Annotated in this window: 22 protein-coding genes and 1 pseudogene; 10 read left to right on the top strand and 13 right to left on the bottom strand. The window is 67.4% G+C overall.

All coding sequences use genetic code 11. The features are described from left to right. Positions 1 to 13 precede the first annotated feature (13 nt). A complete protein-coding gene (gene pdxR, locus AC07X5_RS01745; RefSeq protein ID WP_494768825.1) occupies positions 14 to 1,462 on the bottom strand; it encodes a MocR-like pyridoxine biosynthesis transcription factor PdxR in 1,449 nt (482 codons plus the stop codon). Between the two features lie 77 nt (positions 1,463 to 1,539). On the opposite strand from pdxR, the gene AC07X5_RS01740 reads away from it, so the two are divergent. Next, positions 1,540 to 2,022: an OsmC family protein gene (locus tag AC07X5_RS01740; protein WP_494768824.1), complete on the top strand. Its 483-nt coding sequence runs from the start codon at positions 1,540 to 1,542 to the stop codon at positions 2,020 to 2,022. Positions 2,023 to 2,025: 3 nt separating this feature from the next. Next, the gene (locus tag AC07X5_RS01735; RefSeq protein WP_494768823.1) at positions 2,026 to 2,673 is read left to right on the top strand and encodes an FMN-binding negative transcriptional regulator; all 648 of its coding nucleotides are present in this window, start codon (positions 2,026 to 2,028) and stop codon (positions 2,671 to 2,673) included. 4 nt (positions 2,674 to 2,677) lie between these two features. Here the strand turns inward: AC07X5_RS01735 and AC07X5_RS01730 are convergent, their stop codons facing one another. From AC07X5_RS01730 to AC07X5_RS01715, 4 genes are all read right to left on the bottom strand, one after another. Next, positions 2,678 to 4,075, bottom strand: coding sequence for a homoserine dehydrogenase (locus AC07X5_RS01730; RefSeq protein ID WP_494768822.1), 1,398 nt, complete (start codon positions 4,073 to 4,075; stop codon positions 2,678 to 2,680). 133 nt (positions 4,076 to 4,208) lie between these two features. Continuing rightward, positions 4,209 to 4,337, bottom strand: a complete 129-nt coding sequence (locus AC07X5_RS01725; RefSeq protein ID WP_409954726.1) for a hypothetical protein — start codon at positions 4,335 to 4,337, stop codon at positions 4,209 to 4,211. 34 nt (positions 4,338 to 4,371) lie between these two features. After that, entirely contained in the window at positions 4,372 to 5,412 is a 1,041-nt protein-coding gene (locus AC07X5_RS01720; RefSeq protein WP_494768821.1) for a Fic family protein, read from the bottom strand. Between the two features lie 166 nt (positions 5,413 to 5,578). Then, positions 5,579 to 5,851 carry an ATP-binding protein gene (locus AC07X5_RS01715; RefSeq protein ID WP_494768820.1) on the bottom strand — a complete coding sequence of 91 codons (273 nt, stop codon included), beginning with the start codon at positions 5,849 to 5,851 and terminating at the stop codon, positions 5,579 to 5,581. A gap of 55 nt (positions 5,852 to 5,906) precedes the next feature. Here AC07X5_RS01715 and AC07X5_RS01710 point away from each other — a divergent pair, with 55 nt between their 5' ends. Next, positions 5,907 to 6,200 (top strand): acylphosphatase, encoded by a 294-nt coding sequence (locus AC07X5_RS01710; RefSeq protein ID WP_409954729.1) that lies wholly within the window; start codon positions 5,907 to 5,909, stop codon positions 6,198 to 6,200. Between the two features lie 2 nt (positions 6,201 to 6,202). Here the strand turns inward: AC07X5_RS01710 and AC07X5_RS01705 are convergent, their stop codons facing one another. The 3 genes from AC07X5_RS01705 to AC07X5_RS01695 all read right to left on the bottom strand — a co-directional run bounded on the left by AC07X5_RS01705 (position 6,203) and on the right by AC07X5_RS01695 (position 9,118). Beyond that, positions 6,203 to 6,985, bottom strand: coding sequence for a DUF72 domain-containing protein (locus AC07X5_RS01705; protein ID WP_494768819.1), 783 nt, complete (start codon positions 6,983 to 6,985; stop codon positions 6,203 to 6,205). Between the two features lie 61 nt (positions 6,986 to 7,046). Beyond that, on the bottom strand, positions 7,047 to 8,354 hold the full coding sequence (locus AC07X5_RS01700; RefSeq protein WP_494768818.1) for an ATP-binding protein: 1,308 nt from the start codon (positions 8,352 to 8,354) through the stop codon (positions 7,047 to 7,049). Further along, positions 8,351 to 9,118 carry a response regulator gene (locus AC07X5_RS01695; protein ID WP_494768817.1) on the bottom strand — a complete coding sequence of 256 codons (768 nt, stop codon included), beginning with the start codon at positions 9,116 to 9,118 and terminating at the stop codon, positions 8,351 to 8,353. The genes AC07X5_RS01700 and AC07X5_RS01695 overlap by 4 nt, the downstream gene beginning before the upstream one ends. A 168-nt stretch (positions 9,119 to 9,286) precedes the next feature. Here AC07X5_RS01695 and AC07X5_RS01690 point away from each other — a divergent pair, with 168 nt between their 5' ends. The 3 genes from AC07X5_RS01690 to AC07X5_RS01680 all read left to right on the top strand — a co-directional run bounded on the left by AC07X5_RS01690 (position 9,287) and on the right by AC07X5_RS01680 (position 12,897). After that, positions 9,287 to 9,778 carry a DUF2147 domain-containing protein gene (locus AC07X5_RS01690; RefSeq protein WP_494768816.1) on the top strand — a complete coding sequence of 164 codons (492 nt, stop codon included), beginning with the start codon at positions 9,287 to 9,289 and terminating at the stop codon, positions 9,776 to 9,778. Between the two features lie 103 nt (positions 9,779 to 9,881). After that, complete coding sequence (locus AC07X5_RS01685; protein WP_494768815.1) at positions 9,882 to 11,180, top strand: serine hydrolase domain-containing protein; 1,299 nt, start codon at positions 9,882 to 9,884, stop codon at positions 11,178 to 11,180. Positions 11,181 to 11,259: 79 nt separating this feature from the next. Then, the gene (locus tag AC07X5_RS01680; RefSeq protein ID WP_494768814.1) at positions 11,260 to 12,897 is read left to right on the top strand and encodes an AMP-binding protein; all 1,638 of its coding nucleotides are present in this window, start codon (positions 11,260 to 11,262) and stop codon (positions 12,895 to 12,897) included. An 18-nt stretch (positions 12,898 to 12,915) separates the two neighbouring features. Here the strand turns inward: AC07X5_RS01680 and AC07X5_RS01675 are convergent, their stop codons facing one another. The 3 genes from AC07X5_RS01675 to AC07X5_RS01665 all read right to left on the bottom strand — a co-directional run bounded on the left by AC07X5_RS01675 (position 12,916) and on the right by AC07X5_RS01665 (position 15,475). Next, positions 12,916 to 13,353, bottom strand: coding sequence for an OsmC family protein (locus AC07X5_RS01675; protein WP_494768813.1), 438 nt, complete (start codon positions 13,351 to 13,353; stop codon positions 12,916 to 12,918). A gap of 189 nt (positions 13,354 to 13,542) precedes the next feature. Continuing rightward, positions 13,543 to 14,382: a DUF2846 domain-containing protein gene (locus AC07X5_RS01670; protein WP_494768812.1), complete on the bottom strand. Its 840-nt coding sequence runs from the start codon at positions 14,380 to 14,382 to the stop codon at positions 13,543 to 13,545. Between the two features lie 190 nt (positions 14,383 to 14,572). After that, positions 14,573 to 15,475 (bottom strand): AraC family transcriptional regulator, encoded by a 903-nt coding sequence (locus tag AC07X5_RS01665; protein WP_494768811.1) that lies wholly within the window; start codon positions 15,473 to 15,475, stop codon positions 14,573 to 14,575. A 96-nt stretch (positions 15,476 to 15,571) separates the two neighbouring features. Between AC07X5_RS01665 and AC07X5_RS01660 the strand changes: the two genes are divergently transcribed. Beyond that, positions 15,572 to 15,967 (top strand): cupin domain-containing protein, encoded by a 396-nt coding sequence (locus tag AC07X5_RS01660; RefSeq protein ID WP_494768810.1) that lies wholly within the window; start codon positions 15,572 to 15,574, stop codon positions 15,965 to 15,967. A 78-nt stretch (positions 15,968 to 16,045) separates the two neighbouring features. On the opposite strand, the gene AC07X5_RS01655 is transcribed toward AC07X5_RS01660, so the two are convergent. Next, positions 16,046 to 16,639, bottom strand: a complete 594-nt coding sequence (locus AC07X5_RS01655; RefSeq protein ID WP_494768809.1) for a DUF2846 domain-containing protein — start codon at positions 16,637 to 16,639, stop codon at positions 16,046 to 16,048. Between the two features lie 230 nt (positions 16,640 to 16,869). Here AC07X5_RS01655 and AC07X5_RS01650 point away from each other — a divergent pair. Continuing rightward, positions 16,870 to 17,194 (top strand): annotated as a pseudogene (locus AC07X5_RS01650) (hypothetical protein); the annotation flags it as partial. A 253-nt stretch (positions 17,195 to 17,447) separates the two neighbouring features. Here the strand turns inward: AC07X5_RS01650 and AC07X5_RS01645 are convergent. After that, entirely contained in the window at positions 17,448 to 18,560 is a 1,113-nt protein-coding gene (locus tag AC07X5_RS01645; RefSeq protein ID WP_494768808.1) for a suppressor of fused domain protein, read from the bottom strand. A gap of 161 nt (positions 18,561 to 18,721) precedes the next feature. Between AC07X5_RS01645 and hsdR the strand changes: the two genes are divergently transcribed. Then, positions 18,722 to 21,181, top strand: a complete 2,460-nt coding sequence (hsdR, locus tag AC07X5_RS01640; protein ID WP_494768807.1) for an EcoAI/FtnUII family type I restriction enzme subunit R — start codon at positions 18,722 to 18,724, stop codon at positions 21,179 to 21,181. An 87-nt stretch (positions 21,182 to 21,268) separates the two neighbouring features. Further along, positions 21,269 to 22,750 (top strand): type I restriction-modification system subunit M, encoded by a 1,482-nt coding sequence (locus AC07X5_RS01635; RefSeq protein ID WP_494768806.1) that lies wholly within the window; start codon positions 21,269 to 21,271, stop codon positions 22,748 to 22,750. Position 22,751 lies beyond the last annotated feature (1 nt).

The raw sequence follows: 22,751 nt of genomic DNA, 5'->3' as shown, positions 1-22,751 counted from the left end.
CCGAACCGGGTGATCAGCCGCGCGGCAGGCGCCGGGCCAGCTGGCCCACAATCCGCGCCGCCGCCGTGATCTCGGCAATGTCGAAGCCAGCATAGCCGAACAGCCAGCCGCGCCGCTCCGACACCATCACATAGCGCGACAGCGGCGCCAGCATCACCCCCGCCGCCTGGGCCTGGCGGCACAGCGCCTCGTCGTCGCTGCCTGGCGCGCGCTCGCACAGCAGGTGCATGCCGCGGTCGCTGGCGGCCAGCTGCAGGGCGCCGTCGCTGGCATCGGCCAGCGCATCGCGCAGGGCCTGCTGGCGCGCCTGGTACAGCTCGCGCATCTGGCGCAGGTGGCGCAGCAGGTGGCCCTCGGCAATGAACTGCGCCAGCACCGCCTGCGCATCGCCGGGCGCATGCCGGTCGGTGATGGCGCGGGCCATGGCAAACGGCTGCACCAGCGCCGGCGGCGCCACGATGAAGCCCAAGCGCAGGCCAGGGTGCAGCGTTTTCGAGAACGTGCCCACGTACAGCACCCGCTCCGACCCCGGCAGGCTGCACAGCGCCGGCACGCGCTGCGCGCCGTACTGGAACTCGCCGTCGTAGTCGTCCTCCACCACCCAGGCATCGTGCGTGCGCGCCCACTGCAGCAGCGCCTGGCGCCGCGCCAGGCCCATGCGCACGCCGGTGGGGTACTGGTGCGTGGGCGTCACCACTGCCATGTGCGCGCCGGGCCAGCGCTGCGTGGCCTCGGCGATGCAGGCGCCCTCGCCGTCCATCGCCATGGGGCGGGCCAGCACGCCGTGGCCCAGCAGGGCCGCGCGGATGCCGGGGTAGCCCGGGTCTTCCACCAGCACCTCGTCGCCTACGTCCAGCAGCAGCCGCGCGATCAGGTCGATGGCCTGCTGCGAGCCCGAACACACCACCACCTGCGCCGCATCGCAGCGGATGCCGCGCGAGGCCCACAGCCACTGCGCCACCGCCTCGCGCAGTTGCGGGTCGCCGGCCGGGTCCAGGTACTGGGCGCGCGCCGCACGCTGGCCGGGGCCGGCCTGGCGTGCCAGGCGGTCCCACACGGCGTAGGGAAACGTGTCCACCTCGGGCGCGCCCATGCGGAAGGCCCGCGCCACCGCCACCGGCGGGTTCCAGCGCGCCGCCGTGTCGGCGATAAGCTGGCCCCGACGCGACAGGCCCCTGGGCGGCGCCACCAACTGCTGCTGGGTGCGGGTGGTGGCGCCCCCGACCGCCTGCGACACATAGGTGCCATCGCCCACGCGTGCCTCCACATAGCCTTCGGCCTGCAGGCGCTGCACGGCCCACAGAACGGTGTTGCGCGACACGCCCAGTGCCGCGGCATGTTCGCGCGAGGGCGGCAGCCGCGTGCCCGCGCGCAGGCTGCCCTGCTCGATGGCGCCGCGCAGGCGCTCGTACACCTGCTGGCGCAGCGTGGCGGTGGTGGAATTGGCTCTGGCGGCAGGCACGAATTGGCTCCTTCGATCTGGCTGCAGCAGCATAAACTGAGGAACCATTGTAGGTAAGCCCACGAAAGTTCTTCACCATGGCAGAGCACCTCGCCACCATCACCTGGCAACGCGGCAGCGACGATTTCCTCGACAAGCGCTACCACCGCGCCCACACCTGGCAGTTCGACGGCGGCGCCACCGTGGCCGCATCGTCCTCGCCCCACGTCGTGCCCGTGCCCTACTCCGACGCGGCCGCGGTCGACCCCGAGGAGGCTTACGTCGCCGCGCTGTCGAGCTGCCACATGCTGTGGTTCATGGACTTCGCGAGCCGCGCAGGCTACCGGCTCGACAGCTACAGCGACGCGGCGGTGGGCACCATGGCCAAGAACGCGGCGGGCCAGCTGGTCGTGACGCATGTGCAGTTGAAGCCCGTGACGCGCTTCGACCCTGTGCACGCGCCCAGTGCCGAGCAGCTCGACGAGCTGCACCACAAGGCCCATGCATCGTGCTTTTTGGCCAATTCGGTCAAGACGCAGATCGACTGCGCGCCCGTGCTGCAACTGACCGAAGGGGGCTGAGCCATGGCCAATGCCAACCGCCAGTTCCGCGTGGCCGATGCCGCCGTGCTGCAGTCCCTGGTGCGTGCCCAGCCCCTGGCCACGCTGGTCATCACGCACGAAGGCGCGCTGCACGCCAACCACGTGCCGCTGTACCTCGACCCCACGCGCGGCGAGCACGGCACGCTGGTCGGCCATGTGGCACGTGCCAACAGCGTGTGGCCGCTGCTGCCGCAGACGGCGGTGGCCATCTTCCACGGGCCGCAGGCGTACATCTCGCCCACCTGGTACCCCTCCAAGGCCATCGACGGCAAGCAGGTGCCGACCTGGAACTACGCCACGGTGCACGCCCACGGCACGCTCACCGCGCTCAAGGACGACCCGGCCACGCTGCGCGCCATACTGCACACGCTGAGCGAGGCGCATGAAGCGCACCGCCCCGAGCCCTGGCGCCTGGACGATGCCCCCTCGGCCTACATTGAGCAGATGATGCGCGCCATTGTCGGCATCGAGCTCGCAGTGGAGCGCTGGGAGGGCGTGTGGAAGGTCAGCCAGAACCGCACCGAGATAGACCGCGCCGGCGTGGTGGCCGGCCTCACGGCCGAGGGCACGCCCGCCGCGCTGGACATGGCGGCACTGGTGCGGCAAGGAGCACCAGGCGCGCCTGCCTGAAGACTCAGGCCTCCAGCATTTCCACGCGCAGCGACGTCACCGGCCCTGCGACGGCCTTGTGGGCGGCCAGCGCATGCACAGCCAGGTCCACCGTGGCCTGGGCGACGGCATCGGTCAGCACCAGTACCTGGGCGCCGCTGCCGGGGGGCAGGCTCCTTTCGCTTGCCAGCGCCACCTGCGCCACCGGCACATGCTGCGCGGCCAGCCAGGCGCCCACGGCCTCGATGTCCTGCGCTGCATGCACGGGCACACGCAGGTAGTGGCGCGTGTGCACGGCGGCGCGTGGCAGCACGGCCAGTGCCTCGTCCACCGCATGGGCGTGAAAGCCCAGGTGCGGCACGCGCTGCGCCGCGTTCGTACCATCGAGCCGGGCCACGTCCACTAGGTCGGCGATCACGGCCGAGGCGGTCTGCTCAGAGCCCGCGCCCGCGCCGTAGTACATGGTCACTCCGGCCGCATCGCCCTTGACCAGGATGCCGTTCATCGACCCATTCACATGCGCCAGCAGGTGCGTGGCCGGCACCAGCGCGGGCTGCACGCGCAGTTCAATTCCATCGGCCCGTTTTCGCGCCACACCGAGCAGCTTGATGCGGCAGCCCAGTTGCTCGGCACAGGCCACGTCCAGCCCCTGCAGCGCGGTGATGCCTTCCACCTGCGCGTCGGCAAAGCGCACCGGCATGCCAAACGCATTGGCCGCCAGCAGCGTGATCTTGTGCGCCGCATCCACCCCCTCGATGTCGAAGGCCGGGTCCGCCTCGGCATAGCCCAGGGCCTGGGCCTGCGCCAGGGCCTCGGCAAAGCCCAGGCCCTCGTCGCGCATCTTGGTCAGGATGAAATTGGTGGTGCCGTTGATGATGCCCGCCACCCACTCGATGCGGTTGGCCGTGAGGCCCTCGCGCAGCGCCTTGATGATGGGGATGCTCACGGCCACCGCGCCCTCGTAGGCCAGCGCCACGCCGTGCTGGCGCGCCGCGGCGAACAGCTCGTTGCCATGCACGGCCAGCAATGCCTTGTTGGCGGTCACTACATGCTTGCCCGCCGCCATGGCCGCCAGCAGCCACTCGCGCGCCGGGCCGGTGCCGCCCGCGGCCTCGACCACCACGTCCACCTCGGGGTGGGTGGCCACCTGCATGGGGTCGTTGGTCAGCGCCACACCCGTGCCCACCACGCCGGCGGCGCGTGCCAGGTTTCGCGCCGCGACCACCACCACCTCGATGCCGCGCCCCGCGCGCCCTGCTATGGTGGCCTGGTTGCGCGCCAGCACGCGGAAGGTGCCCGCACCCACGGTGCCAATGCCGATCATGCCCACGCGCAGGGGGCGGGTGGCAGCAGGCATGGCCATGGTCGTGGCGATGCTGCTGTGCTGTGCGGGCTGAAGGGACTGGACGGGATCGCGGTACATAGGACTTCCTTGACGACGGACTGACGAACAAAACAAAAACCCAGCTGCCAGAGCTGGGTTTCATTCGTTCATTCCGAGGGGGAAGGGAGAGAGCGATCACCAGGTGGCTGCCGGAACGGCCACCTGCGCGTGCTCAGGTGGCCGCGGTGGTAATGGTGGTAATCATTCGTGCACCCATTGCCCGCGAGAACGCAGGCAGCATCATGCAGGCGCCCATGGGGGCGGCGGCAGCACGTGCGGTGTGGATCAGGGTGTACGACATGCCTGTCAGTGTAGCGGATTCGCTGCGGGTGGCGTCAAGCCTCCCGCTCCGCCTCGGGCCACAGCCTTGGAAAGTAAAAGCGCAGCGCATGCTGCGGCACGCCAAAGCGCAGCCTGCCGTGCGGCGAATCGCTCTCCAGCAGGCCGCGCTGCAGCAGCGCGCTGATCTGCGTGGTGGCCATGCGGTCGCCAAGCCCCAGCATGGCCTTGAAGTCCCGGCGGTCCAGCATGCCCTGTGTCACGAACAGGTAGTGCAGTGCGCGCAGCGATTCGGTGCGCACCCCCAGCCGCACCACATGCGCCTCGAAACCCAGGCAGGCCGCGATGCGGTCCTGCATGTCCTGCGGTGCCAGCAGGCTGGTCATCAGCTGCACCTGCTCCAGGCACTGGGCCAGCACATAACCCATCCACTTCTCCAGGCCGCGCGGCTCGTTCGCCGCTGCCAGGTGCGCGCGGTAGGCCTCCTGGCTGCGCGCGAACCCGCGCAACGGCGACCACAGGCCATTGGTCAGGCCCAGGTGCCCCAGCACCAGATGGGTGTGCAGCCCGGCCACGCGGCCATTGCCCTCGCGGAACGGCTGGATCCCCAGCAGGCGCTGGTGCGAGGCGGCCATCGCCAGCACCTGCATATCGACCTGGCGAACGCCGCCGTAGAAATTTCCCCACTGCTCCAGCAACGCTCGTACTTTTGCCGGCCCGGTTTGCAGCGCACCGGGCCGCAGCGTGGCGCCGCCTTTCAAGGCGAGGTCCGCCTCGGGCAGGCGCGCATACACGTCCTGGTGGATGTCGCACACCATCTGGGGCGACCACACCGTTTTGGTGTCCCACGCGGGCCACCGCATTTCCAGCTGGGCCTCGGTGGCCATGTGCGCCAGCGCCATCCGCTGGCGCCCGGCCTTTTCCGCATCGGCAGCCCGGTCGCCGCGCAGGGCCTGCTCGATCTCCAGCGGCTGCATTTTTTGCAGACCCTCGAACTTTTGCGCGTAGTACGCGTTCATGGCCCGCAGCAATCCGCGCAGCCCCCCCAGGGCGCCGGGCTGGCACAGGCCCGACAGCCGGTCTGCGCTGCGGACCAACCCATGCGCCTGCTCCAGCAAAGGTTCCAATCGGCGTGCTGCGGGCAGCAGCGGTTGCATCTGCGATGGATGCCTGTATGGCGGAAAAAGTTGCGACTTAAAAAACATTCCCAAGTCTATGACTTGAAAAGGCTTTCTTCAGATAGTGCGACCCATTTTGCGCGTTTCATTGCGCGTCTTTTTTCGCAATGCCGTGCGTGGTCTGTGGTAGGTCGATGCGCACCATGCGTATCGCGTCGAAAGGGCAGCGCACCGCACACAGCGCGCAGCCCGTGCAGCCCGCCTCGTCGTGCAGGGTAGAGCGCTTGGGCCCCCAGCTCTGCGGCCCCTGCACCTGCAGCGACAGCACGTGCGGCGGGCACACGCCTATGCACCAGCCGCAGCCGGTGCAGCGGTCGATGTCGATGGCGGGAAGGGCCTTGCGTGGAGCGCTGCTCATGGGCAGCAGTGTGCGCCCGCCGAGCAAGGCCCACAAGCCGCGCTACAGTGCCCCTATGACTGAAGAAACCACCACCCGCCACCTCCTCATCACCGGCCATGTGCAGGGCGTGAGCTACCGCTGGTCCATGGTGCAGGCCGCCGAGCGCCTGGGCGTGCGGGGCTGGGTGCGCAACCGCGCCGATGGCCGGGTGGAGGCCTGCGCCTGGGGCAGCCCGCAGGCCGTGCAGGCCCTGATCGACTGGGCGCACCAGGGGCCGGCGCAGGCGCGGGTGGACCGCGTGGTGGTGGGCAATGTGCCCGATGGCGGCGAAGCGCCGCAGGGCTTCACGCAGCGCGAAACCGTATAGGCTTATTCGCGCAGCCCGAGTTGCTTGAGCAGCTCCATCGCTCCTGCCGGCGCCCGTTCCTTCGCGCCGTTGATGAAGTACACGAACACATCGCGCGGGCGCTCGCCGCCGGTCCAGGTGCGCACGCCCTGGGCCCACTGCGCAATCGCCTCGGGCGTGTAGCCCGTGGGCACCTCGGCCTGGCTGCGCATCAGGCGCAGGTAGGCGAAATCTGCCGCGCCATCGGCAATGGCCGGGAATTTCTCGGAATCGGTGTGCACGGGAACGCAGCCGTACTTGCGCGCCAGTTCGATGAAGGCCGGTGTCGCAAAGCTTTCGTGCCGTACATCCAGCGCATGGCGCAGCGTGCGCCCATCCACCGCCTTGGGCAGCAGCGCCAGAAAGGCCTCGAAATCCCCCGGCTCGAACGCCTTGGTCGGCATAAACTGCCAGACGATGGGCCCGAGCTTGTTTTTGAGTTCGGAGATGCCGCTCTCCACAAAGCGTGTGATGGAGTCACCCGCTTCCGCCAGCACCCGGCGATTCGTCGCAAAGCGGTTGGCCTTGAGCGAGAACATGAAGCCATCGGGCGTGTCGCCATGCCATTTGGCAAAGGTCGGCGGCTTGAAGGTGCTGTAGTAGGTGCCGTTGACCTCGATGGCCGTGAGCTGGCGGCTGGCGTAGTGCAGCTCCCTGGCGTGCGACAGGCCGGCGGGGTAGAAGTTGTCGCGCCAGGGCTCGAAGGTCCAGCCGCCGATACCGATGCGGATGTGCTGCTGCTGCTTGCTGTTGCTGCTGTCTGTCATGGCGTTCCCTGTCCCGAGTCGATCCACGGAAAGGGCACTGTACCAGCGCTATTCTCCAGCGCTACCCCGGCAGCTCCACCCGCGCGTCCAGCCCCTCGCCGCCGTCCTCGCGCGGCCCCAGCACCAGGCGCCCGCCCAGGGCCTGGGCCAGCTCGTTCGCAATCGCCAGGCCCAGGCCCGTGCCGCCGGTGCCGCGGTTGCGCGAGTCCTCCAGCCGCACATAGGGCTGCAGCACGGCGGCCAGCTCGGCCTGCGGAATGCCCGGGCCATGGTCCAGTACGCGCACGCTCCAGGGGCCTTGTGCCCCCTGCCGGTCCAGCACCAGCTCGGCGCTGCCCGCGAACTTGAGCGCGTTGTCCACCAGGTTGCATAGCAGCCGGCGCAGCGCCTGCGGGCGCGTGTCGCAAATGCCGTCCACCGCGTGCAGCACCTGCACCGGCATGCCCGCGTCGGCATAGTCCATGGCAATGCTCTCCACTAGCGCGCGCAGGTCCGTGCGCTGTGCGGGCTCGCGCACGGCCTGGGGCGAGCGCGCGTAGGCAATACCCTCCTCCACCAGCGACTGCATCTCGGCCAGGTCGGCATGCAGGCGCTCGCGCAGGGGCGCGTCGTCGAGCAGGTCGGCGCGCAGCCGCAGGCGCGTGATGGGCGTCTGCAGGTCGTGCGACACCGCCGCCAGGATCTGCATGCGCTCCTGCAGGTGCGCCTGTATGCGCTGCTGCATGCGGTTGAAGGCCGCGGCGGCGCGCACCACTTCGCGCGGGCCGTCCTCGGCCATGGGGTTGGCCGGCTGCGCGGGGCCCAGGGCATCGGCCGCGTCGGCCAGCACGTTCAGCGGGCGCGTGGCGGCGCGCACGGCCCAGGCGCAAAGGCCCACCAGCACCACCAGCTGCAGCGCCAGCGCGGCCAGCACCCAGGGCGATACCTGCAGCCGCGGTTCGTCCATGTCCACCGCCAGCGGCGTGCCATCGGCCAGGCGCAGCTGCAGCCGCAGCTCGGTGCCGGGCACGCCGGGGTCCACCACCTGCACCGTGCGGCCGGGCGGTAGCGCCTCTGCCATGGCGCCTGCCACCAGCAGCGCCAGGGCCGACTGGCTGGCAGGCACCGGCAGCGGCTCGGCCAGCACGAAGCGGTAGTTGCGCCGCGCCAGGCGCGTGAGCCATTGCGGGCGCTCATCGGCGGGCAGGCGCTCCAGCACCGCCGCCGAGCTGGCCACGTCGCTCGCCAGGTAGCCCACCATGGCGCTGCGCATGCTCATGCTGCGCTCGGTCACCGCCAGCATGAAGGTCAGCGCATGCGCCAGCGCCAGGCCCAGGGCCAGCACCAGCAGGATGCGCCCGAACAGCGAGCCCGGCCACCAGCGCGTCATGCGGCAGGCCCCGCGTTCGTCTGTAGAGGCTGCACCGCGGCGCAGAACACATAGCCCTCGTTGCGCACCGTCTTGATATAGCGCGAGCCGCGCACCCCGTCGCCCAGGCGCTGGCGCACGCGGCTCACCAGCAGGTCGATGGAGCGGTCGAACACATCGGCATCGCGCCCCTGCGTCAGCTGCAGCAGCTGGTCGCGCGTGAGCACGCGCTGCGGGTGGTCCAGCAGCACGCGCAGCAGCCGGTACTCCGCGCCCGACAGCGCCACCACCGCGCCGCTGGCATCGAGCAAGTGGCGCGCCGTGGTGTCCAGCCGCCAGTCGCCAAAGGCCAGCTCGCGCGCCGGCTCAGCCGCCGCCAGGTTGGGCGGCAGCATGCGCGTGCGCCGCAGCACGGCGTGGATGCGCGCCAGCAGCTCGCGTGCGGCAAAGGGCTTGGTCACATAGTCGTCGGCCCCCAGCTCCAGGCCCAGGATGCGGTCGGCCTCGTCGCTGCGCGCGGTCAGCATGATGATGGGCAGCGGCGGCGCGCCCGGGCTGCGCAGCTCGCGGCACAAGGTGATGCCATCGGTGCCGGGCAGCATCAGGTCCAGCACCAGGAGGTCGATGCGGGAGCTGGCCAACACCGCGCGCATCTGCCGCCCGTCGGCCGCCACGCTCACCTGCAGGCCCTGCTTGCGCAGGTACTCGGCCGCCAGCTCGCGGATGCCCGCGTCGTCGTCGACGATCAGTACATGGTCTTCGGGTTGCGGGTGCTGTTGCTGCATGGGGCCGATTCTCCGGGCAATGCGGGGGCATCCGCAGGGGGTTTGTATCCCAACTTGTCGGCGCGCGGCACCGACATCCCTGCACACCAAAAGGCCCCCGCAGGACAAATGCCCGATACCTGCGCTGGCTCCAATGCAGTCTTCCTGAACTTCACGAGGACGCCTTCCATGACACCGCAGTCTGCCACCGCCCGCGCCCTGCTGGCCGCGCTTGCCCTGCTGTCCGCCGCGCTGCCCGCCGGCGCCCAGCAGGCCGGTGCAGAGCCCCGGGCCCCGCTGGGCCGCTGGATCACCGAAAGCGGCAACCTCGAAGTGGAGATTGCCCCCTGCACCCCCGGCAGCCCCACCCTGTGCGGCAAGGTCGTGCGGGTCATGGCCAACCGCTCCATGGCCGGCCCCGGCCAGGCCGGCGAGTTCGCCGACAAGCGCCCCGCCCTGGGCATGACCCTTCTCTCGGGCTTCAGGCCAAGCAGCGCCAACGAGCACCAGGGCCAGATCTACAACCGCGAGAACGCCAAGACCTACAGCGCCACCCTCACCTCCGTCGGCACCGACCAGCTGCGCGTGCACGCCTACGTGGGCATCGCGCTGTTCGGCAAGACGCAGGTCTGGCGCCGGCCCTCGCCCGCAGGGCCTGCGCCCGCCATGGCCCAGCAATGACCCTGCAGTGACCCGACCCCCTCCCGCCCAAGCCGCGCCCCTTCATTTTCCCCGTCGCCCCTCCTCCCCTGTCCAACCCTTCCTTCCCCTGGAGAACTCCACCATGCACCCTCCCCGCCGCGCCCTGTCGCTGGCCGTTGCCACCGTCCTTCTCGCCCTGGCCCAGGCCAGCCACGCGCAGCCTGCGTTGCCGCCGCCCGACGCCACCGACCCCGTGGCGCTCAAGTTGATGCAGGGCTTTCCGCCTGCGCCCGACAAGCAGGTGCAGCTGGGCACCATCCTCAAGTACCCCAACGCCCGCTGGGCCCTGCACCATCTGCGCGAGCTGGGGCCTACCGCCAACATTGCGCGTGGCCCGGGCCCCGCGAGCGAACTGCAGGCCGCGCCGCGCGAGCTCGAGGGCCTGCCCTTCCTCGACGACAAGGGCGCCAAGACCACGCTGGCCAACTGGCAAAAGGCCACCTATACCGACGGCCTGCTGGTCATGCACCAGGGCCGCGTGGTGTACGAGCGCCACTACGTCGGCAACCAGCCGCACGTGCCCCATGTGCTGTGGTCCATGAGCAAGTCGCTCACCGGCCTGCTGGCCACCGAGCTGATCCGCGAGGGCCTGATCGACCCCGCCGCCCCCGTCACCCGCTACCTGCCCGAGCTGGCGGGCAGCGCCTGGGCCGACGCCACCGTGCAGCAGACGCTGGACATGACCACCGGCGCCAAATACGCCGAGGACTTTGCCAATCCCCAATCGGGCATCTTCCAGTACCTCATCGCCGCCGGCCTGGTGCCCGCGCCCGCCAACTATCCCGGTGCCAAGGCCATGCTCGACTACCTGCCCACGGTGAAGAAGGAAGGCGAGCACGGCAAGGGCTTCAACTACAAATCGGTGGACACCGAGGTCATCGGCTGGATCCTGCAGCGCGTGACCGGCAAGACCTTTGCCACCCTGCTGTCCGAACGCCTGTGGGCCCCGCTGGGTGCCGAGCAGGACGGCTATGTGTGGGCCGACCCCACCGGCGCGCAGTCCACCAGCGTGGGCATCAACGCCACGCTGCGCGACCTGGGCCGCCTGGGCGAAATGCTGCGCCAGAATGGCCGGTTCAACGGCAAGCAGGTCGTCTCCGCAGCCACCGTGGCCGAGCTGCGCAAGGGCGCCGACCCCGAGAAGTTCAAGGCCGCCGGCCAGACCATGCGCAACGGCTACTCGTACCACAACCACTGGTGGCTGCCGCACGACGTGGACGGCACGTTCGAGGCCAAGGGCCTGATGGGCCAGCACATCCACATCAACCCGGCCGCGCAGCTGGTGGTGGTCAAGCTCTCGTCGCATCCCATCCCCAACACGGCGTTCACCCACAACTACGACCGCCTGGCCTTCGCCGCACTGGCTGGTGCGTTGCGCTGAGCGCTGACCCCTGCGCAGCCCCGCAGGGCCGGGGCTGCGCTTGTCCATGAGAAGACACTGCACAAGGAGACCTTCACCCATGCACCCCCAACCCTGGCTGGCCAGCTACGGCACCATCCCCGCCCACATCAACGCCGACGCGCACCGCTCCATCGTGCACCTGCTCGATGTGGCCATGCTGCGCTATGCCCACCACCCGGCATTCACCTGCCTGGGGCAGACACTGACCTATGCCGACGTGGACCACCTGTCCCGAGCGTTCGCCGCGTACCTGCAGAACGTGCTGCAGGTGCGCAAGGGTGACCGCATCGCCGTGATGTGCCCCAACCTCCTGGCCTTCCCCATCGTGCTGCTGGGCATCGCCCGGGCCGGCGGGGTGCAGGTCAACGTGAACCCCCTGTACACCCCACGCGAGCTGGAGCACCAGCTGCACGATGCCGGCGCCAAGGTCCTTGTCATCTATGCGGGCGCCACCGCCACGCTGGCCGCCATCCAGGGCCGGGTGGACCTGCACAGAGTCATCACCGTGGAGCCTGGCGATGGGAGCCCGGCAGCGCTGCCCGGCCCGCCCGTGGATGCTGGCCTGGCGCTGCCCACCACGGCGCTGGCCAAGGCCCTGGCACAGGGCGCGGGCCTGTCCTTCAAGCCACTGCGGCTGGCGGGGGACGATCTGCTCTTTCTGCAGTACACCGGGGGCACCACGGGTTTGTCCAAGGGCGCCATGCTCACGCACCGCAACCTGGTGGCCAATGTGGAGCAGTTCAAGGCCTTCATGCCCGATGCCCTGCGCCCCGGGCAGGAGGCCATCGTCACGGCCATACCGCTGTACCACATCTTCGCGCTGATGGTGAATCTGATCACCTACTTCTCGGTGGGCGCGCACAACTGGCTGGTGCCCAACCCGCGCGACCTCGACGCCCTGATCGATGTCATGAAGGCCGCGCGCCCCAGCGTGTTCATGGGCGTCAACACCCTGTACGCAGGCCTGGCCGCGCACCCGCGCACCCAGGAGATCGATTTTTCCAACCTGCGTCTGGCAGGCGGCGGGGGCTCTGCCATCATCGCCTCGGTCTCAGACCGGTGGCAGGCCCTCACCGGCCAGTTCATCCGCGAAGGCTACGGGCTCAGCGAAACCAGCCCAGTCGTCACCTTCAACCCGGCCTACGTCAGCGCGTTCACCGGCACCACCGGCCTGCCCTTGCCGTCGACCGATGTGCAACTGCTCGACGACAACGACCACCCGGTGCCCGTGGGCGCGGCGGGTGAAGTCTGCGTGAAGGGCCCGCAGGTCATGTCCGGCTACTGGCAAAAGCCCGAGGCCAACGCCGCCGCCTTCACGGCAGACGGGTACTTTCGCACGGGGGATGTGGGGCAGATGGACGAGCGCGGCTTTCTCAAGATCGTGGACCGCAAGAAGGACATGGTCCTCGTCTCGGGCTTCAACGTCTTTCCCAACGAAGTCGAGGCCGTGGCCACCGCCTGCCCCGGCGTGCTCGAATGCGCCTGCATCGGCGTGCCGGACGACAAGACCGGCGAGGCCCTGCGCCTGTATGTGGTGCGCATGGCCGAAGTGCGCGTGAGCGCAAATGACATTGCCGAGCACTGCCGCCGGGAGCTCACTCCCTACAAGGTGCCCCGGCAGATCGTGTTGGTCGATGCGCTGCCCAAGTCCAGCGTGGGCAAGATTTTGCGGCGGGAGCTGCGCGAGCTGGCGTAAAGCCGCCGCGCCGGTCGGTCACTGCACCAGCGTGGCCGTGAGCGTGATCTCCGGCACCGCGGCCAGCGCCTTCGACAGCGGGCAGTTGGCCTTGGCATCGGCCGCCAGCTTCTGGAAGGCTGCGTCGTCCAGGCCCGGCGCCTTGGCCTTGAGCGTGAGGGCGATGCGGTCGATGACAAAGCCATCGCCCTCCTTGGTCAGCCGCACCGCGGCCGTGGTGTCAATCACCTCGGTGGCGATGCCCGCCTTTTCGGCCGCAAAGGCAAACGCCATGGTGAAGCACGAGGCATGCGCCGCGCCCACGATCTCCTCGGGGTTGGTGCCCTTGCGGTCATCGCCAAAGCGGCTGCCAAAGCCATAGGGGTGCTTGTTCAGTGCACCGGTCTCGGTGCTGACCTGGCCCTGGCCGGTCTTGCCGGCACCTTCCCAATGGACACTGGCTTTCTTTTCGGACATGGTTGGGCTCCTGTAATTACAAAAGGACTATCGGACCACGCCCCCGCCCGCGCCGGGGTCGGATGCCACGGGCAATGCGGGTGCGCAACGTCCTACATGGCGGTCAACCAACGCGGCTTCCCCAAAAAGCCAAAGGCCCTTGCGGGCCCCTGGAGTGGTTGAACGAACAAACCGCTGCTGTGAACAGAATCAGGGCGCGCTCAGCACCTGCTGGCGCTTGGTCTCGTACTCGCCTGCGGTGATCAGGTTCGCATCGCGCATTTGCTTGAGCCACTGCAGGCGCGATTCCTTCTTGCTGGCGGGCGTGGGCGCGGCGGCTTGTGCCGTTGCTGCAGGTGCGGGCTGGGCCGGGCTCACCAGGGCTACGGTGGCGGCTGCGGGGGCAGCGGCTGGTGCTGGCGGCGCGGCGCGGGCCCCCTGCTTGGTGTCGGGCACGAACGGCATCGTCACCGTGGCACCTGCCTGGGCCGGCGCTGGCCGCGGGGCGGATGCGGGTGCCGGTACGGACATTGCCACCGGCACTGGCGCAGGTGCAACGGCCGTGGGCACGCCGCCCGCAGGGGCAAAGGCCGTGCCCGGCTTCACCGCGATCATCTTGGAGCCCTGCACCCCTTGGCGTCCCCTGGCCTCATCCGTCAGGCTGAGTTGGCTGCGTGCAGACATCAGGCCCATCTTCATCTCTTGCCACACGAAGTAATTCTTGGCCGCCTCCACATCGATGCTGAAGGAGGTTGTGGTCTCGGCGACCGACTCGATGGTGTACCGGCCCGGTGCCACGTTCAGGTAGAAGAAGCTCTTGGGCCCGGTGTGGCCGATGTTCTGGTTGTTGAGGTTCACCGGCATGGTGATCGCCGAGCCAATCACTTCATCGCGAAAGATGTAGAGCGAAGCCGTTTCGGCCTGGGGCACGAACTGCTTGGCCTTGGCCTCTTGGTCCACGGAGGCCCTGGGCACCTGCGCACAGCCCACCAGGGCCAGCGCAGCAATGAACAAGGCAAGCGCACGGAAATATCTCTTCAGAAAACGCATGATGGATGTTGGACTCTTTGTTGGGTGGTTACTGCGCTCCCCACGCAGGCGGGCATACCCGCCCGCGCACTCTAGCACCCGGTAGCAACTGCTTACAGCGCGGTGCAGCAACTTAAGTGCGTGTGCCTATGGGCTGTGCGGCGGGTGCAACACCCACCCCCTTCTTGGCGATTGACGAAGGCGCGGTTTGTCAGGGTTGGCTGGTTTGCGCCAGCCAGCGCGCCGGCGCCATGCCCACCTGCCCTTTGAAGCGGCGGGTCAGGTGGCTTTGGTCGGCAAAGCCGCAGGCCGCCGCCACATCGGCCAGCGCCCCGCCCTGCCGCAGGGCCGCCTGGGCCTGGCGAATGCGCACCATGTTCAGGTAGGCATGCGGCGCCATGCCGTAGGTGGCAGTGAAGGCGCGCGTCAGGTGCGCGCGCGACAGGCCGGCCTGCGTGGCCAGGGCCTGCACCGTCACATCGTCGGCAAAGTGGGCATCCAGGTACTCGCGCACCAGGGCCATGCGCTGGCGGCCCGCATCCAGGCCGGTGGCCGCCCAGGGACGCCGCAACTCGCCATGGCGGCCCAGCAGCGCCACCATGGCCGCGGCGGTGCGCTCCTCGCCGTGCAGCGACTCCTGCCGCTCGGCCACCGCCGCCACGGCCTGCTGCAGCAGCAGCGCGCCCTCTGGGTCGTGCACCAGCGGCGCCTTGAAGTAGCGGGTGGCCATGCTGTGATGGCTGTTGCCACCCGCCGCATCGCGGTCGCCCATCCACGCATGCACCAGCGTGGCATCCACATACAGCATGGAATAGCCAAACCCCGCCTCCGTGCCCCGGCTGCCGTCGTGCGGCTCATCGGGGTTGAACAGAATCACATCGCCCGCCAGGCTGGCGTGGCGCGCCCCCCGGCACGCAAAGGTCTGCACACCCGAACGCGTGACGCCAATCGAATACGTCTCGTGGCTGTGCCGCTCGAACCGGTGCTGCGTGAAATGCGCGTTGAGCAGCGTGACCCCGCCCGAGGCCAGCGGCCGCATCTCGGCCCAGTCGCGCGGGCGCGGCGATGAGGGAGATGAAGAAGAGGAGGAGGAACTGGGGTCCCCGGCATGCATGCGACAAATGTACAAGACCACCCCGCGCCCGGTGGCGACACTGCAGGCACCAACCCGCCCATCCACGCGGTAATGCCAACAACCAAAGCCACCCCCATGCCTGACACCACCAGCACCCACGCCCCCACCCCCGTCCCCGCCATCGACCTGGCCCACAAGCTCACCCAGTTCACCGACCACTGGGCCCCGCGCACCGTGGCCGAGTTCAACGGCCACGACATCATGGTCGCCAAGATCGCGGGCGAGTACCAGTGGCACAGCCACCCCGACACCGACGACTTCTTCCTCGTGCTGCAAGGCACCGTAGAGATCGACCTGCCCGACGGCGCCATGGTCACCCTGCACCCCGGCCAGCTCTACGTGGTGCCCAAGGGCGTGGAGCACCGGCCGCGCGCCAGGGGTGGAGAAGAGGCGCACATTCTGCTGATCGAATCCACCGGTACGCCCAATAGCGGCGATGTGGCCACGGCGGCGCCGCGCAGAGTGCTCTGAAAAAAGCAAAAGGCCCGCTTCGCTGCGGGCCCTTGCATCATGGATGGGCGGGTAATGGGCCGGCTGCCGCAAGCGCTCTCAAAACCCGCTCAGGATCTGCTTGCGCTTGGCCTCGTACTCGTCGGCAGAGATGAGCTTTTCTTCGTACATCTTCTGCAGCTGCCGCAGCTTGTCGGCCGTGGTGTTGGCTGCCGGCGCAGCGCCTGGTGCGGCCATGGGTTGCACAGGCACGATGGTCGCGAGCAGCCGGGACTGCATCACCCCCTTGCGGCCTGCCGCATCGTCCGTTTGGCTGAGCTGGGTGCGTGGCGCCCAGATGCCCATCTTCATCTCCTGCCACACAAAATAGTTCTTGGCCGGCTCGGCCGTGACGCTGATGACCGAGGTGTTTTCGGACTCCGATTCGATGTTGTACACACCTGGCTCCACGGTCAGGTGAAAGTATGTCATCGCACCGGTCTGCCCAATGCTCTGGTTGTTGACCTTGACCGTCAGCGGCGCCAGGCCGCCCAGGTTCTCATTGCGGTAGATGTAGATCGACGCCTTCTGCGGCGCGGGCGTGAACTGCTTGGCCTTGGCATCGTCCTGCGGTGAGCCTGGGGGGTGGGTGGCGCAGCCCACCAGCGCCAGGGTGGCAACGAACAGGGCGAAGGCGCGGAAGTATCTGGTCATCGGTTCAAGTCCATACGGGTTTTGTTTTCAGGGCTGCGCTCCCCGCGCAGGCGATACCGTATTGGCCCGGGCATCGCCGGAACACTCTAGCACCGAGTTGCGCTTGCTTACAGAGCCCCGCCTTCGCCCCAATGGGTTCCTGGCCTACGCCCAGGCGCTGGTGCACCTCGGATCATGGGGACACGGAAATGGACATCCGCGTCCAGACCACCACCCAACAGGAGCACACCATGGCCCGAGACAACATCGACACTACACGCGACTTGAACCCCGACCCCATCACCGGCGCACCCGGTGCCCACCCCATCGGCACCGGCGTAGGTGCGGCAGGCGGTGCGGTCACCGGCGCTGCGGCCGGCTCCATCGGCGGGCCTGTGGGCGCCGCTGTGGGGGCCGTGGTCGGTGCCGTCGTGGGCGGCCTGGCCGGCAAGGGTGCGGCAGAAGCCGTCAACCCCACGGCTGAAGACGCCTACTGGCGCGACGCCCATGGCCGCGAGCCCTACTACTCCGACGCGTACACCTACGACGACTATGCCCCCGCCTACCGCCACGGCTACCAAAGCGTGATCGACGGGCGTGGTGACTGGAACGACGTGCGCGGCGATTTGCAGACACGTTGGGACACCGACCGTGCGAACAGCCGCCTGAACTGGAATGACGCCGAGCCCGCAGCCAAGGCGGCGTGGGAGCGGGCCGACCGCATCTGGAAGCAAACGAAACAGGAATAAGCGGGGCGCGCCCGTGGTCGATTGGCTGCCTGCAAGCGCAGCCATCGGCCACGGCGCGTGGATGATTGAAGGCCGGCTGGTTAGCCGATCACCTCAACGACCTTGCCGGTCGAATCCTTGATCGTCGTTTTCTCCACCACCCACTCCACCTGCGGCATCAGCGGCAGCACATAGCTGCCCTGGCGCGCCTGCAGCGTCTGCGCCCACTGCTGCACCGTGGCATCGGTCAGGCGCAGCACCACGGCGTTTTCGCCCTCGCCTTGCCACTCCACCCCGTTCTGGCCATCGGAACCTGCAGACTCCAGCAGCAACTGCCACTCATGCCCCGCCACCCGCAGCGTGCGGCCAAACGGCAGGCGCAGCGGCAGCAGGGTCACCAGCTCTTCCACTTGGCGGGCACCCACCGTGACCTGGGTGATCGGCTTGCGCAGCAGCCGTTTTACCTGCTTGAGGTCCAGCACATCGGTAAAGAGAAACCCGCTGGCCGACCCATCGCGCCGCAGGCCCTCGTCCACCTGCTGCTTCACCGCCGGGTGGGCCAGCAACGAAGCGCGGCCCAGGTCCGTCACCCACAGCGGCATGTGCGGCAGCAGCACCTCCAGCAGATTGCGCGTGCGCCACTGCTTGGCCGCGCGCTCCTCGTCCAGCGTGAGGCCCACCACCTGCAGAAACTCCAGCGACCCATGGGGCGTGGCCAGGGCCCCGGCCAGCTCCGGATCGGTCACAAAGCCCATGGAGCAGATCTTCGTCTCGCGGTCCAGCGCAATTGGCCCATTGGCCGTCATCCAGTGCCCATCGCGAAACACATTGCCGCTCTGGAACACATAGCGCGCCAGGTTCTGCAAAAAGTTCAGCGCCCAGGCCGGCGGCTCGGCATTCGCATCCGCCACCTCGCCCGGCTCCATGGCCAGCCGAAAGGTCAGCTCAAACCCATAGCCGCTCACCTCCGGGTCATCGGACTCCTTGGCATACAGCTCGCTCAGCCCATAGGTGACAAAGTGCCAGTGCGGCACCGGGTCCGTGCGCCGCCACGCGCTGATGCCGTCCAGCGGGTCCGGCCCGCCCAGCATGTGTGAGATCAGCGTGCCAAAGTGCTTGGGCTCCTGGCCGGGGTAGAGCTGGTCCAGGCGGGCGGAGATGGCGTCCCAGCCAGGGGAGGCGTCGTCGATATCGTCGGGCGTCGTAGATGTCATGCTTTGAGAAGTTAGGCCTGCTCGGCGGTTGTGAGGTTGGAAATTCCAAGCTTGTTCCAAGTCTCATATTCTCGAAAGAATAATGTGCCTGCGCATAATGACCTCCTGGCGTGTCGCCGTGCGTGCTGCTGGAGGGAGCCAGCGCGCCAATGAGGGCCTGCATGAACAAGAACAACCTGAGCGAAACGGATATCTGCGACAAGTTCATCACCCCAGCCTTGGAGAAGGCAGGCTGGAGCGTGCAGAACCATATCCTGCGCGAGTACACCTTGCGCCCCGGCCGTGTGGTGGTGCGCGGTCAGGCGGCGCACCGCGACAAGGCCGCCATACTGCGGGCCGACTATGTGCTGTTCCACAAGCCCAACCTGCCGTTGGCTGTGGTGGAGGCCAAGGACGCTAAGCATTCCGTTGTGGCGGGCATGCCCCAGGCCATCAAATACGCCGAGTTGCTGGGTGTGCCATTCAGCTTCACCAGCAATGGTGAAGGCTTTGTATTCCGCGACGCTACGCTTTCCAGCGGCGAGTTGGAGCGCAATCTAGCGCCTGATGAATTGCCCACGCCCGCAGAGCTGTGGGCCAAATACTGCGCCTGGAAGGGCTGGCCCCCTGCGGTGGAGCAGATCGCTGCAGCCGACTACGCCCCTAGCAAAACGCCGCGCTACTACCAGCTCAACGCCATCAACCGCACTGTGGAGGCCATTGCCGCAGGCCAGAACCGTGCGCTGCTCGTCATGGCTACCGGTACGGGCAAGACCTATACCGCGTTCCAGATCATCTGGCGGCTGTGGAAGAGTGGCGCCAAGAAGCGCATCCTCTTCCTGGCCGACCGCAACATCCTCATCGACCAGACCATGGTCAACGACTTTCGCCCTTTCAAGGGCGCCATGGCCAAGTTGAGCCCCAATGCCAAGGGCGTGGAGCGCGTTGATGCACAAGGTCATGTCACTGTCGACGATGTGGAGCTGGCCGTGAACAAGACCACCAAGCAGGTGGACAAGAGCTATGAGATTTACCTGTCGCTCTACCAGGCCGTAACGGGCGCGCAGGAAGAGCGCAACATCTACAAGCAGTTCAGCCCCGAGTTTTTCGACCTCATCGTCGTGGACGAATGCCACCGGGGCAGCGCCGCTGAGGACTCGGCCTGGCGCGACATCCTCACCTACTTTGGCGCTGCAACGCAGATTGGGCTGACGGCCACGCCCAAGGAGACCGAAGAGGTTTCCAACACCGACTACTTTGGCGCGCCGCTCTACACCTACAGCCTCAAGCAAGGCATTGAAGACGGCTACCTTGCACCCTACAAGGTGGTGCGCGTCGACCTGGACAAGGACACCTTCGGCTGGCGCCCCACCGAGGGCATGCGCGACAAGTTTGGCCACCTCATCGAAGACCGCGTCTACACCGGTGCGGACATGAACCGCAAGCTCGTCATGGAGCAGCGCGATGCCGTGGTGGCCGCCAAGGTCACCGAATACCTCAAGGCCACCGACCGCTACGCCAAGACTATTGTCTTCTGCGAAGACATCGAGCATGCCGAGCGCATGCGCAAGGCGCTCTCCAACGCCAATGCTGACCTGTGCGCCATCCAGCCTAAGTATGTGGTGCAGATCACCGGCGACAACATGGAGGGCAAACGCGAGCTGGACAACTTCATCGATCCCGAGAAGACCTACCCAGTCATTACCGTCACCTCCAAGCTCATGAGCACTGGCGTGGACGCACAAACCTGCAAGCTCATCGTGCTGGACCAGACCATCAAGTCCATGACGCTGTTCAAGCAGATCATCGGGCGCGGCACCCGCCTGCGCGAGGACCTGGGCAAGAGCTGGTTCACCATCCTCGATTTCAAGCGGGCCACCGAACTGTTCGCCGACAAGGACTTTGATGGCGAGCCCGTGCAGGTGTATGAACCCCAGCCCGGCGAACCCATTGCGCCGCCTGTGGAAGTTCCCACCTCCACTCAGCCCGGCTTTTCTGAGAGTCAGCCCGAAGGCTGGCCTGCCCCCTCGATCCTTGGCGAGGGAGGTCACGCGGTGATGGAAGAACCCCGCAAATACACCCTGGGCAACAACGTCACCGTCTCCGTCGCCCGCGAGCGCGTGCAGTACCTCAACGCCCAGGGCAAGCTGGTAACCGAGAGCCTGCGCGACTACACCCGCATCAGCCTTCGCAAGCAGTACGAATCGCTCGATCAGTTTCTGCAAACCTGGCAACAAGCCGACCGCAAGGCCGTGCTGTTGGACGAACTGGAGTCCCAAGGCGTGCTCATCGACGCCCTGGCTGCCGAAGTGGGCAAAGACCTCGATCCGTTTGATTTGCTGCTTCACGTCGCCTACGACCAGCCCCCACTCACCCGCCGCGAGCGCGCCCAGCGCGTCAAAAAGCGCAACGTCTTCACCCAATACGGCCCTGTGGCCCGCAAGGTGCTGGAGGCGCTGCTCGACAAATACGCCGACGAAGGCATCGCCACCATTGAGAGCAACGAAGTCTTCAAGCTCCAGCCCTTTACCGACCTGGGCAGCCCTGTAGAGCTGGTGCGCAGCTTTGGCGGCCGCCCTCAATACCTGAGTGCGCTCCAGGCGCTGGAGCAAGAGCTGTACGCTACGCACCCGGCCGCGTGATCGCGCGCCGCCCTACACTCCGTTTTTGATAGCTGCTAGTGCGTGTCCATCAGGCGCTAGAGCGTGGTTTTTCCGACTCTGCATTCCATGTCCAACCTTACCCCCGTCATCAAATCCATCCAGGACATCATGCGCCAGGACTCCGGCGTCGATGGTGACGCCCAGCGCATCAGCCAGCTCACCTGGCTGCTGTTCCTCAAGGTGTTTGATGCGCTCGAAGAAGAACTCGAAACCACGCGCGACCACTACCAAAGCCCCATCCCCGAGCACCTCCGCTGGCGCGCCTGGGCTGCCAACCCCGAAGGCGCGACGGGTGAAGCACTGCTCGACTTTGTGGACAAGCAGCTCTTCCCTGCCCTCAAGGGCCTGAACGCCGACCCGGTACGCAACCCGCGCGGCTATGTAGTGCGTGGGGTGTTTGAAGACGCCTATAACTACATGAAAAGCGGCCACCTGCTGCGCCAGGTGGTCAACAAGCTCAACGGCATCGACTTCAACCGCCAGGCCGAGCGCCACCAGTTCAACGATCTGTACGAAAAAATCCTGCGCGACCTGCAAAGCGCGGGCAACGCGGGTGAGTTCTACACGCCCCGCGCCGTCACTCAGTTCATGGTGGATATGGTCAACCCGCAGCTCGGTGAAAGCGTGATGGACCCTGCCACCGGCACTGGCGGCTTCCTCGTCTGCGCCATCGAGCATCTGCGCAAGCAGGTCAACAACGCCGACCAAGAGGTGGTGCTGCAAAACAGCATTCGCGGCGTCGAGAAAAAGCAGATGCCGCACATGCTTTGCGTCACCAACCTGCTGCTGCATGGCATCGAGGTGCCCAGCAACATCCGCCACGACAACACCCTGGTGCGCCCACTGCGCGATTACACCCAGGCAGACCGCGTGGATGTGGTGCTCACCAACCCGCCCTTCGGCGGCGTGGAAGAGCCCGGCATCGAACAAGGCTACCCCGCCGATGTGCGCACCAAGGAAACGGCAGACCTGTTCCTCGTGCTCATCAAGCACATCCTCAAGGTCAACGGCCGCGCCGCGTTGGTGCTGCCTGATGGCACGCTGTTTGGCGAAGGCGTCAAAAGCCGCATCAAAGAGCAATTGCTGACCGAGTGCAACCTGCACACCATCGTGCGCTTGCCCAACGGCGTGTTCGCGCCCTACACCGGCATCAAGACCAACCTGCTGTTTTTCACCAAAGGTCAGCCCACTCAGGATGTCTGGTACTACGAGCACCCGTACCCGCCGGGCGTGAAGAACTACAACAAGACCAAGCCTATCCGCATCGAAGAGTTCGACGCCGAAAAGGCCTGGTGGGGCACCGAGGCCGATGGCTTTGCCGGCCGCGTCGAAAACGAGCGCGCGTGGAAAGTCAGCATCGACACCATTCGCGCCGCCAACTGGAACCTTGACCAGAAGAACCCCCATGTGCGCGAACAAACCAGCCACGACCCCGAGGTGCTGCTGGCTGACTACGCCCGCCTGCAGGCTGAGGCCCAGGCCCTGCGCGATGAGCTCAAGGGCATCCTGGCGCAGTCTTTGACAGTAAAAATGGCCGCTAGCGCTTGAG

The organism is Acidovorax sp. GW458-11-26-14-TSB4, assembly GCF_059423865.1.
This window is presented reverse-complemented; position numbering and strand designations above follow the sequence as displayed.